This window comes from Nocardiopsis kunsanensis DSM 44524 (assembly GCF_000340965.1).
Classification (GTDB): Bacteria; Actinomycetota; Actinomycetes; order Streptosporangiales; family Streptosporangiaceae; genus Nocardiopsis; species Nocardiopsis kunsanensis.
This window is the reverse complement of sequence record NZ_ANAY01000021.1, coordinates 51,216-63,106: the sequence shown is the minus strand read 5'-3', so window position 1 is coordinate 63,106 and position 11,891 is coordinate 51,216. Positions and strand designations below refer to the sequence as shown.

At 70.6% G+C, this 11,891-nt stretch carries 7 protein-coding genes and 1 CRISPR repeat array (1 of these 8 only partly in view); of the genes, 5 read left to right on the top strand and 2 right to left on the bottom strand.

All coding sequences use genetic code 11. The features are described 5' to 3' along the window. Positions 1-68: a CRISPR direct-repeat array (repeat unit 29 nt); it reaches 632 nt to the left of the window's first position. 217 nt (positions 69-285) lie between these two features. After that, complete coding sequence (locus D456_RS0114960) at positions 286-2,430, top strand: NB-ARC domain-containing protein (protein ID WP_017576994.1); 2,145 nt, start codon at positions 286-288, stop codon at positions 2,428-2,430. Positions 2,431-2,472: 42 nt separating this feature from the next. On the opposite strand, the gene D456_RS0114955 is transcribed toward D456_RS0114960, so the two are convergent. Continuing rightward, the gene (locus D456_RS0114955; RefSeq protein WP_017576993.1) at positions 2,473-4,161 is read right to left on the bottom strand and encodes a hypothetical protein; all 1,689 of its coding nucleotides are present in this window, start codon (positions 4,159-4,161) and stop codon (positions 2,473-2,475) included. 676 nt (positions 4,162-4,837) lie between these two features. Next, positions 4,838-6,019 (bottom strand): DUF695 domain-containing protein, encoded by a 1,182-nt coding sequence (locus D456_RS0114950; protein WP_017576992.1) that lies wholly within the window; start codon positions 6,017-6,019, stop codon positions 4,838-4,840. A 321-nt stretch (positions 6,020-6,340) separates the two neighbouring features. On the opposite strand from D456_RS0114950, the gene mnmA reads away from it, so the two are divergent. The 4 genes from mnmA to ligA all read left to right on the top strand — a co-directional run bounded on the left by mnmA (position 6,341) and on the right by ligA (position 11,691). Continuing rightward, on the top strand, positions 6,341-7,471 hold the full coding sequence (mnmA, locus tag D456_RS0114945; protein ID WP_017576991.1) for a tRNA 2-thiouridine(34) synthase MnmA: 1,131 nt from the start codon (positions 6,341-6,343) through the stop codon (positions 7,469-7,471). A 261-nt stretch (positions 7,472-7,732) separates the two neighbouring features. After that, on the top strand, positions 7,733-8,260 hold the full coding sequence (locus D456_RS0114940) for a DedA family protein (protein WP_017576990.1): 528 nt from the start codon (positions 7,733-7,735) through the stop codon (positions 8,258-8,260). 36 nt (positions 8,261-8,296) lie between these two features. Further along, positions 8,297-9,337: a methionine synthase gene (locus D456_RS0114935; protein WP_040699393.1), complete on the top strand. Its 1,041-nt coding sequence runs from the start codon at positions 8,297-8,299 to the stop codon at positions 9,335-9,337. Positions 9,338-9,444: 107 nt separating this feature from the next. After that, a complete protein-coding gene (gene ligA, locus D456_RS0114930) occupies positions 9,445-11,691 on the top strand; it encodes an NAD-dependent DNA ligase LigA (protein ID WP_017576988.1) in 2,247 nt (748 codons plus the stop codon). The last annotated feature ends 200 nt before the right edge of the window (positions 11,692-11,891 follow it).

Genomic DNA, 11,891 nt, shown 5'->3' with positions numbered 1-11,891 from the left:
TGGTCCCCCGTGGCAGTGGAGAAGCGACCTCGCCCGGTAGTGCTCCCCGCACGCGCGGGGGTGGCCCAGGGGCTCAGCCTCAGCGCACGTGCGCTGAGGCTGAGCCCCTTGTGTGGCTGAGCGTGGACGCTTCCTGGGTGGGAGAAGTCCTGCGTGGCCCCTGCCTCGTCCCGACCCCCGAGACAGGCCTCCTCGTGGCCGGAAGAGGACACCGCCCCCACCTCTGCTCCGGGCGTCGGTAGGCTTGCCGCCACGAATCGGTGTCGCCCCCACGCCAGGAGAAGCATGAGTGCCGACCCCTCCCGGACGGGCAGTACTTCGAACACGATCGGAGGCGACGTCAACGGCGGCCAGTTCGTCATGGCCGAGAGAATGCGGGACGTGCACCACCACTACTACGGTGAACCTCCCGTCCAGTCCCCGTCCCAGAGCCCGATGCAGGTCGAGGCGCCGCCGAGCGACTTCGTCAACCACGACGAGACCCTGGCGTGGATCCGTCAGAACCTGGATCCCGACGGCCCTCCCGTGGTGGTGATCTGTTCGGGGACACGCGGTATCGGCAAGAGTGCGCTCCTGTGCCAGGCCGCCTACGCCATGGAGGAGTACTTCACCGGAGGCCAGCTCACCTTCGAGTACGCCCGCGGGGCCCGGGAGGACAGTGACGCGGCCCTCCAACAGTTCCTCCGTGCTCTGGGCGTACACCGGGACGCGCTACCCGACGACCCCCGAACCTGGAGTGGTGAGTACCGCACCCGTACCCGTGACAAGCGGATGCTGGTCGTCGTCGAGGGCGCATGGGAGCCGGCCCAGGTCCGGGGGCTCATCCCCACCGGCCGCGGCAGCCTCGTCCTGGTTTCCGGGGACGGCCCCGATCTCGGGGAGCTCGAACTCCATCCTGGCGCACGTGTGCGCGATCTCGAACCCCTCGACCCTCGAGCCGCCCATGACCTGCTGCAAAACCGTGCCCGGCGGAACCTGGACTCCGAGGACCGTGCTTCCCTGGACGAGCTCACCGGCGTCTGCGGCGGGCTTCCTCTGGCGCTGGTCCTGGTCGGGGCCCAGCTCTGCCGTGAAGGGCAGGGCAGTGCGCGCAGTCTCGCTGCGAAGGTCCGCGGTACCCAGGGCGCCCTGAAAGCCATCGGTGACAAGGGGAACAACCTCGACGTGCTCTTCCGGACCACCTACCAGGACCTCTCACCCGACGCGGCAGCCCTCTACCGGGCGCTGGGGTCCTGGCCGGGACCGCACTGCGACGCATCCGCCGTGCGGGCGGTCACCTCCGACGGAGCAGTGACCGAGCTGGTCACGGCCAACCTCGTGGAGTCGGACAGTGCAGGCTCACTCCGTTTCCGACACGATCTCCTGCGCACGCACGCCGGGGAGCGGGCGAGGGCCGAGGACGGGGCCGCCGACCGCACGCGCACCCTCACCCGCATGCTGGACGCCTACCTCGTCGTTCTCGGGTTCGCGGAACGGGCGGCACGGGGCGAACGTTTGCGCATCGTCGACCTCGACACCCTCCTGGCGGACGCCGAGGACCCCTTCGGTGGGGACCGCGACGCCGCCCGCCAGTGGCTCACCCGTGAACGTCCCACCCTCCTCGCGGTGGTTCTGCACAGTGCCGACCTCGGTCTGTACGAGCATGCGTGGAAGCTCGCGGAACTGTCCACTTCCCTCTACCTGGATCAGCGCTACCTGCACGACTGGCGCTCTTCTGGCGAGGCCGGAACGGACGCCGCGCGTCTGGCCGGCAACGCCGCCGCCGAAGCGCGGCTGGCTTCCCTGGTCTCACGGCCCCTCACCGATCTCGGCCTGGCCGAGTCGGCCGCCGAGCGTATCGAACGTGCAGTGGACCTGGTCGAGCAGGTGGGAGATGCACTGTTGAGCGGGTCCGTGTGGGAGTTCTACGGGCGCCATCTGGAAGCTCGTGATCTCCCCGCTGCCATCGCCGCCTACGACAGGTCCGTGCGGTACAACGAGGACAGCGACGACCCGTCGGCCGTGCGCGGGGCCGCGCTGTCGGTGCTCTTCCGCGGGGCCGCCCGGAGCAGGGCCGGTGAACACGAGGCCGCCGTCGCCGATCTCCGGGGCGCCCGCGCGCGCCTGCTCGGCCTGCCCGAGGGCCCTGATCGACGGATGGCCGCCCGTGCCTGTGCGGCCCTGGGGCGCGCGCAAGCGGAAGCGGGAGAACCCGACAGTGCGCTGTGGACCCTGCGCACCGCCGAGAGCGAGCTGGCCGAAGGCGGGTGGCACTATTACCGGGCCGAGGCGTGCGAACAGCTCGCGGGGGTCCTCGAAGAGTTGCAGCAGCACGAGGAGGCCTGCCACCGGTTGCAGGAGGCCGAGCAGATCTACCGGACCCTGGGCAGCCCGCGTTCGCGGGAGGTCATGGACCGGCTGCGCACCTGGGGCCGGTCCGGCGGCCGGTGATCGGTGTGCGTCGGCCTGTCGGTGTCCCTGGGCCGTCCTCCTTCAGGTGCCTGCTCCACTCGGCGTGTGCACGGGGTCGATCCGGCACTCCCACGGTTGCTGTCCTGTCACGTGGACCTTGCACATCCCTGCGGGTTCTCCGTGTGCACGCACCAGCGTGTACACGACCGCCGCGGCCAGGGGGAGGGTTCCGTCCGGCACGCCGCGAACCAGATAGGAACGCCCGTCACGCAGCGCTACCACGCTCCCCTCGTGCACGGGCGAGGCCACGGCGAACGCACCGTGGTAACGCGACAGAGCATGCTGGGTCCAGTTCTGGTCGCGGACCCCGGAATCGGCACCGTGCCGGGAGGAGCGGCACACCACAGAGGCCGACGTGACCAGCTGGTTGCGGTGTTCGTTCTCGTAGGCCGACCGGTGGCGGAACGTCCCCGGTGCGGGCTCGGGGAACTCCTGCGGGGCGGCGGGGAAGCGTTCGATCCTGACCTCGTCGGTAGCCGTGGACGAACCGTGCACCTCGAACGAGGTCGGAGCACGGTGCGACCTGGTCGGGGTGGGGCCGGGAAGCAGCCGATCCGCGGCGCCCCGGTCGTACGCACGCAGTCCGAGGAGCCCGTACAGCAGGTCGGCCAGCCGGTGCCCTCCCCGGCCCGGGTAAGCGAATGCGAGGTCGGCCGCCTCCGCGTACTGCCCCGGACGGTGTGTTTCGATCGCGCGTTCGACCTGGGAGCGTAGTCCCTCGGTCTCCAACCTGGAGGCGCGGCGGGCGAGTTCGGCCGCGGCCGTTCCGGGTACCGAGTCCTCGCCCATGGCCGCGAGGAGTACGGGGCGGTCCATCATCGCCCCGTACAGGGTGACGCTGCCGTGGTCACCGATGACACAGTCGGCAGCCACGAGGGAGGCGCCCCACCCGGACTCGGGTGGGATCAGGAGGAGTCCTGCGTCCTGGGCATCGGCCAGCATGTGCTCGACCTGCCAGGGGCTGTGTGCGAACCACACGTTGGGGTGCAGGATCGTCGCCACCCGGTACCCGTCGCTGGGCAGAGCCCCCACCAGCGCGTGCGGCAGGCGCGGACGTCTACCGATCAACCCCGTCCTTCCCCACGTGGAGGAGACGACCACGAGCCGTTGGTCCTCGCCCACCTGCAAATGAGCGCGGTACTCCTCACGCAACCGGACGGAGCCGACGATGCGGTCACGGGTCAGGTCACCGACGACCTCGGCCCATTCGGCCATGGGAACTCCCGCCCGGCGCAGTTGTTCGCGTTGGGCGGGGTGGGACAGGACCAGGTGGACGTGGCGGAAGTGTTGGAATTCGGCGCGGGGTACACCCGAGAGGCGGACCTCGTCGGTGCGGTGGTCGGGCACGTACTTCTGGAATCCCACGCCGTGCGGCAGGACGACCACAGGACAGGAGAACTCGGAGAGGTCGGTGTTCTCGGTGGCGGTGACGACCAGGGCGGGATCGATGTTCAGGCGGTGTTCCCAGGGGACGACACAGGCATTGAGGCCGGAGAGCAGCTCACGGGTACCGGCGTTGAAGGCCGAGGTGTCGTCGCAGGCGAAGACGATGAGGACACGGGTGTCGCCGCGGAACGTGGCCAGGCTCTCCAGTATCCGGACCGTGGAGGTGAAAGTGCGCGCCACGGCGAGGACGACAGGGCCGTCGAAGGTCCGCCAGCGGGACGCGTCGGGGGCGGCGTTGGCGCGTACGTAAGGGGAAGCGGTCAACGGTGGTCCCTGTCCTCTGGGCTCATGACGCACCAGGGTAGTGGGAACGGAGAGCTCGGCGATGGGGGTGTGCGACAGGGCAGGCCCCCGCTCTGTTCCGAGACCGGTTCCGACAGGGAGAAGGCCGTTGGCGACCGGCGGGGGCACGTGGACAGTGTCCGCACGTGCGGGGATTTCACCGGGCTCCCCACGTGCTGGAGACGGCCCGTGGCCGCGGTTCCCGGCGCGTGTACGGGCGTTCGTACTGATATACCCCCTGGTCAGAAGCTTGACACGTGCTCTACCGTGTTCCGATGGTCTACACGTCGCCACTCTTCTGGGGAGTCCTCGTCTTCTGTGCCCTCGTCATCGCGGCCGTCTTAGCGCGAACGCTCGCCAGGGCCGAACCCGTGGACGTGACACCCGATCCGGGCAACCGGACGCGCGATCCCTCCCTGTTCCACGCCACGAACCCGTCGGGGGAATGCCTCGAAAACACGTCTTCAGAGGCCGGGCCCCGGGCCGACTCCTCCCGCTGACACGATCTCCCGTTTCCCGCCGACACCCGTGGCCGTGCCGCCACTGACCGGGGTACAGAAGCAGAACCCCTCGGCCGAGCCCGGGGTGCGGCCCGGCCGGGCACATCCCACGCATGCGGGCACAGAGCCGGACGTGAGCGGGAGGCCCGCCCGGACGTTCAGCTCTCGAACAGGTTCCGGAAGGGTTTGCGGAACATCGTGATGTGCCGCCACTCCGGGTCCAGTTCGGTGCGCAGCTTGATCTCGCCCTCGGGCCAGTCGACGAGCACGTTCTCGAACTGGGGCAGGACCCCCGAGTCCGGGTCCAGGTAGTACAGGAACTGCCGTTTGCCCCCGTCGGTCCGGCGCCCGAACAGTGCACCGTTGTCGCCGAGCAGCGACTCCAGGGTCGACTGCAGCGACTCCAGCGCCTCCTCGGATTCCCCGGTGGGCTGCTTGTCCTCGTCGGTGTTGGTGAACGGCACGATGACGTGCGCGGCCAGCGTCAGAGCGGGGAAGCTGCGCCGCTTCAGCGGGTGGCGCAGCAGGACCTCGCCGCCGCCGACCAGCGGAAGCTTGTAGGTGCCGCGCACCCACCCGTCCTGGCCGCCGAGCATGTCGCCCATCTGCTTGGCCACCGACGGCAGGTTCGCGGGGGTGATCGGGTCGATGGGCTTCTCGTCGAGCGGGTGGACCCGGCCGATCCACAGCACGTAGTCGTCCTCGCCCAGCGCCAGGAGCGTCACGTGCTCGGCGATGCGGGTGCGGCTCTCCTCCGCCAGGAACATGTTGTCGGGGTGGTAGACGCCCACGTCGATCTTGGACGTACTCGGGTTCACCCGCACCGACAGCAGTACGTGGGAGAGGTCGAGCTCGTGGTCGTCCCAGCGCACCGTGCCCGAGAGCTGGTCCAGGTCGGCCGGGCGGACGGGATGGAACACCCACTGGTCGTCGTCGGGCGCGGAACGGGCCCAGCGTTCGGACTGCACACGCGCCTCGTCGGAGCGTCCCGGGCGCAGGGTCATCGCGTACTCGGGCCCCTCCGTCAGGTGCGAGGGGTCGTCCATCGCGGCGAGCTGCTGGAGGAGTTTCTCCGGGTCCACGTCCGGCGACAGGTCCAGGTCCTCGGCGCTGTCGGCGGAACGGGGCGCGGTGCCCACCTCCCAGTCCAGATCCGGGTGGATCTTGTGCACCAGGGCGGTGAGCCGGTCGGAGAGCTCGGAGGGCACCGGTTGGTCCTTGGCGACGGCGTCGGCCAGAGCGGTGCGCACCTCGGGCCAGGTCTCCCAGAATTCACTGGTGGCGGAAGTGGTGTCTGCGTTACTGGGGTCGGCAGGGCGACGACGACGGAACAGAGCCATGCTCCGATTTTCGCAGAACTCCGTGACCACACGGGCCGACCCCGGACGCCGGGGGAGCGGGTGCGTCGGGGCGCGGGGTCCGGACCTGCGCCCCCATCGGGGTTCGCGCGTCGGGAAAGCGGTGCGCCGGGGCCGACGCGCGGGTGGGCCCGTCTCCCGGGGGCCCGGATGCGGGGTCCGCGGCCGTGTGTCCCGGTGGGCGTGGCGCGTGGACCGGGCCGGCGCACGGGGGTGCGTCCCGGTGGCGTGGCCGACCCCGCAGTCCGCGGCACGGATTTTCGTGGTCGGGACCGATCCCGGGCACATACGCTGGAAAGCACTATGACTTTGCGTGTACTGGCCGCCATGTCCGGCGGGGTCGATTCCGCGGTCGCCGCGGCCCGTGTGGCCGAGGCGGGCCACGACGTCACCGGCGTTCATCTGGCCCTCTCCAAGAACCCGCAGTCCTATCGCACCGGCGCACGGGGCTGCTGCACGGTCGAGGACTCCCACGACGCCAGGCGTGCCGCCGACGTCATCGGGATCCCGTACTACGTGTGGGACATGTCCGAGGAGTTCGACCGCGAGGTCGTGCAGGACTTCGTCGCCGAGTACGAGGCCGGGAACACACCCAACCCGTGTCTGCGGTGCAACGAGAAGATCAAGTTCGAGGCTGTGCTCGACCGGGCCGTCGCGCTCGGCTTCGACGCCGTGGCCACCGGGCACCACGTGCGCAAGGTCGACGGCCGGCTGGTGCGCAGCGTGGACGAGGGCAAGGACCAGTCCTACGTTCTGGGTGTGCTCACGGCGGAGCAGCTGGAGCACGCGATGTTCCCCCTCGGTGACTGCACCAAGGAGGAGGTGCGCGCGGAGGCCGACCGGCGTGGGCTCTCGGTGGCGGACAAGCCCGACAGCCACGACATCTGCTTCATCGCCGACGGCGACACGAAGGGGTTCCTGAACGACCGGATCGGGGCCCGGCCCGGTCCGATCCAGGACGAGGACGGCAAGGTGCTCGGTACCCACGACGGTTCGCACACCTTCACCGTGGGCCAGCGCAAGGGCCTGGGGCTCGGGGGTGCTCCCGACCCGCGTTACGTGCTCTCGATCGAGCCCGTGGAGAACACCGTGACCGTGGGCCCGCGCGAGTCGCTGCGGGTCGACGAGATCACCGGGGTGCGTCCGGTGTGGAGCGGGAGTGCGCCGCTGGTCGAGCCGACCGAGTGCCACGTCCAGCTGCGGGCGCACGGGGAGGTCTACCCCGCGCGGGTGTGGCAGAGCGAGTCCGAGGAGGGCCCGGAGCTGCTCGTGCGTCTGGCCGAGCCGGCCAAGGGCGTGGCGCCCGGGCAGGCGGTCGTGGTCTACGACGGTGACACGGTGCTGGGGTCCGCGACGATCTCGGGGACCGCTCGGTCCGAGGGTGCGGAGGCCGCCGGGGGCGCCGTAGCGGCCGAGGCAGTGCGGAGCGTGTAGTCGGCGGCGAACAGAACACAAGGCGTGAGTGGCGAGGCGCGCCGGTCCGGGGCTTGGTGGACAGGCCCGTCGACCGGTGCGCCTCGTTCGTTTTCCGGCTGCCCGGGAGGCCGGGGCGGGCGCACCGGTGTGATGGCCTCTCTGCGTGCGGGCAGAAGGAGTGATGCAGGGCATCCGGCCCCGGGTTTCTTCCGCGGAGCTCTTGCCGAAGTTAGGTAAGGCAATGCAAAGTTGTGGTGGCCGAGGATCGAGGTTCCGTTCATGCCACAGTTCGCCTTCCTGGAAGGCCAGCCCTTCTGGATCGTCTACGCCACACTCCTCGTGGTGATCCTGCTCCGGGCGCCCGCGACCTATGGGATCGGTCGCGGGATCGGCTCCGGTGTGCTTCGCAGCCGCATCGGTAGGCGCCTCGGCCCGCGCTTGGACCGGGCCAAGGAACGCATCGACCGGTACGGCGCCCCCGTGGTGACCCTCAGCTTCTTCACCGTGGGCATGCAGACCGCAGTCAACTTCTCGGCGGGGCTCGTGCGCATGGCCTTTCCCCGGTACTTCGCGGCGGTCTTCGTCGGCGGGCTCGCCTGGGCCGGGATCTGGGGCTCGGTCGTCTCCGGTCTCGTCGGTGCCTGGGTCGCCCTGTTCCTGAACTCCCCCTGGACCGCGGTGGGTGCGGTCGCGTTCGCCGCCGTCCTCGTGGGGGCGCTCGTCGTCCGCGCCCGCCGAAGGGCCGACCGGGTCCGACCCCGCGACTCCGGGCACCGCGCAGCAGGCCTGAGCCGTACCGGAGGCTGAACACCGAGCGCCGGACAGGGCCTAACCTTGGTCAGCGTGAGTACGCACGATCCCTACCCCTGGCCCGCCGCCTCCTGGACCGGAGTGGGTTCCTGGCCGGGTGAGGACCCCGACGAGGCCGCCCGCACGATCGTCGGAGAGCTCCCCGACCTACCCCACCTGCCCGAACTCCCCGCACGCGGCGTCGGCGCGGACATGATCGGCCGTGCCGCCGGTCTCCTCATCGACCTGCCCGTCGAGGTCCAGCCCAGCGGGTGGCGTCTGGTCGACCGCCCCGGCCGCGACCTGTACCGCGCCGGGACCTTTCTCTCCCACGACCTCGACGCACTCACCGAACACGCCCACGAGTACGCCGGCACCCTCAAGATCCAGGTCGCCGGGGCGTGGACCCTCGCCGCCTCCGTCGAACTGCGTTCGGGCCAGCGCGTGGTCTCCGACCCCGGAGCCGTACGCGATCTGGCCGAGTCCCACCGCGAGGGCGTGCTCGCGCACGTGGCCGAGGTGCGCAGGCGTCTCCCGGCGGCCCGCCTGCTCGTGCAGGTCGACGAACCCTCCCTGCCCGCGGTACTGCTCGGTACGCTCCCCACCGCCAGCGGTTACGGCCGCCACCCCGCCGTCGACAGGGTCGTGGTCGAAGGCGCGCTCCGCGACCTCTTCACCGGGATCGAGGGCCTCGGTGCGGTCCCGGCCGCGCACTGCTGCGCACCCGGGGCGCCCATCGACCTCATGCGCCGCAGCGGGGCACACGCGCTCGGCCTGGACGCCCTCCGGCTCACCCGGGACGACGACGAGATGGTCGGCACGGCGGTGGAGGCCGGTACCGCCCTGATGCTGGGCACGGTCCCCTCGACCGGCGACACCCCGGACACGGACGCGAGAATGTCCGACCCCGCCGCTACCGTCGACCCTGTACGCGAGCTCTGGCACCGGCTGGGCATCACCCCCGACCTCCTCTCCCGCGCTGTGGCGGTCACCCCCACGTGCGGGCTGGCAGGTGCCTCGCCCGCGCACGCCCGGGCGGCCCTCATGGCTGCCCGGGACGGGGCACGTGTCCTGCGAGACGAACCCGGAAGGTAGGACCGCGGGCCGGGCCCCAGGCCGATGACCGCGGGTCCACCCGACCCGCAGTGGACACCCGTCCGCACCGTCCACCCCAGGCGAGAACCGAAGCAGAAAGGCAGGCCGTGAGCGCGTCCGACCAGAAGAGCCCCGTCCCCGACGAGGACCGCGCCCGCCACAGCGAGTTGGCCCGTGAGCTGGACGACCACAGTTACCGGTACTACATGGGCCGGCCGATCATCGCCGACGCCGAGTACGACTCGCTCATGGCGGAGCTGGAGCGTCTCGAGGAGCGCTACCCGATCCTCATCACGCAGGACTCCCCGACACAGAAGGTCGGCGCGCCCATCAGCGTGGACTTCGCCGAGGTCGAGCACCTGGTGCGCATGGAGAGCCTCGGCAACGCCTTCGAGGTCGATGAGCTCAATACCTGGGCCGACCGTGCATCGGCCGAGGTTCCGGTCGAGGCCTACCTGTGCGAGCTCAAGATCGACGGTCTCGCGGTGGACCTCGTCTACGAGCACGGGCGCCTGGTGAGGGCCGCCACCCGCGGTGACGGCCGGGTCGGGGAGGACATCACCCTCAACGTGCGCACCATCGGGACGATCCCCGAACGCCTCGACGAGAGCGTACGCCCGGCACCCGAACTCCTGGAGGTGCGCGGCGAGGTCTTCATGAAGGTCGAGGACTTCCACGCCCTCAACGACCGCATCACCGAGACCAAGGAACACACCCCCTTCGCCAACCCCCGCAACGCCGCCGCCGGGTCGCTGCGGCAGAAGGATCCCCGGGTGACCGCGACGCGGCCGCTGACGATGATCGTGCACGGGGTCGGTGCCTACACCCCCGCCGGCGGCACCGCGAGCGGCAGGGGCTCCGGCGACAGCGAAGCCGACAGGGAGGGCGACGTCGCCTTCACCAGCCAGTCCCAGGCCTACCGGCTGCTCGGGGAGTGGGGGCTGCCGCTGAGCGACCGTTACCAGGTCGCCACGACCATGGACGAGGTCCGCGCCTACGTCTCCTACTACGCCGAGCACCGCCACGAACCCGCCTACGAGATCGACGGCATCGTGGTCAAGGTCGACGACTTCTCGTTGCAGCGCCGCCTCGGTTCCACCAGCCGGATCCCGCGCTGGGCCATCGCCTACAAGTACGCGCCCGAGGAGGTCACCACGACCCTCACCGACATCAAGGTCGGTGTGGGCCGTACCGGGCGCGTGACCCCCTACGGCGTCATGGAGCCGGTCACGGTCGCCGGTTCCGAGGTGGAGTTCGCGACCCTGCACAACGCCCAGGAGGTCGCCCGCAAGGGGGTCCGTATCGGCGACACCGTCGTGCTGCGCAAGGCCGGCGACGTCATCCCCGAGATCCTCGCCCCCGTCTCCGACCGCCGTGACGGCAGCGAGCGCGAGTTCGAGATGCCCACGCACTGCCCCGAGTGCGGCACCGAGCTCGGTCGGCAGAAGGAGGGCGACGTCGACGTGCGCTGCCCCAACACCCGCCGCTGCCCGGGGCAGCTCCGGGAACGGGTCTCCTTCATCGCCAGCCGCAAGGCCCTGGACATCGAGGCGCTGGGGTACGTGGCCGCCACCGCCCTGACCCAGCCGCTGGAGCCGGCCGAGGCGCCGTTGGCCGACGAGGGGGACCTGTTCGACCTGACCGTCGAGCAGCTCCTGCCGATCCGCACACACGTGCTCGACCCCGACACCACCGAACCCAAGACCGATCCGAAGACGGGCGAGCCCAAGGTGGTCTCGTTCTTCGCCAACAAGGACGGTGAGCCGAAGAAGACCGTCTCGACCCTGTTCGAGCAGCTCGAGGAGGCCAAGACCAAACCTCTGTGGCGGATCCTGGTGTCCTTGTCGATCCGGCACGTGGGTCCCCGCGCGGCCGAGGACCTGGCCCGGCACTTCCGTTCCCTGGACGCGATCCGGGAGGCCACCGAGGAAGAGCTCGCCTCCGTGGACGGTGTGGGTCCGACCATCGCGCGTTCGATCCGGGAATGGTTCGCCGAGGACTGGCACGTCGAGATCGTCGAGAAGTGGCGGGCCGCCGGTGTGCGCATGGAGGAAGAGGCCTCCGAGGCGGTCGACCGCACCCTCGAGGGGGTGACCGTGGTGGTGACCGGGTCGCTGGACAACTACACGCGCGACAGCGCCAAGGAGGCCGTTGCCGAACGCGGCGGGCGTGTGACGGCGTCGGTGTCGAAGAAGACCGGGTTCGTGGTCGCCGGGGGAGCACCCGGGTCCAAGTACGACAAGGCGGTCTCCCTCGGGGTTCCGGTCCTGGACGAGCAGGGCTTCGACGTGCTGCTGCGGCAGGGGGCCGACGCGGCCGAGGCCGTGCGGATCGACCAGGCCGAGCAGGGCTGAGCCGGCGGGGCCGGCCCCGGGCGGGGCCGGCGCCCGGCCATCGGTGGTAACGGGTGGGGGCCTGTCGGTCCGGTACTCGGCCGGGACCATGGAGCACGCTGAGGTGGATGGTGTTCGTCGGACGTCGGGCGTAGTCCGGCCCCGACGCACCCTCCACCCCCGGCACCAGGAGAAACCCCGGCCCCCGCCACCCCGAACCA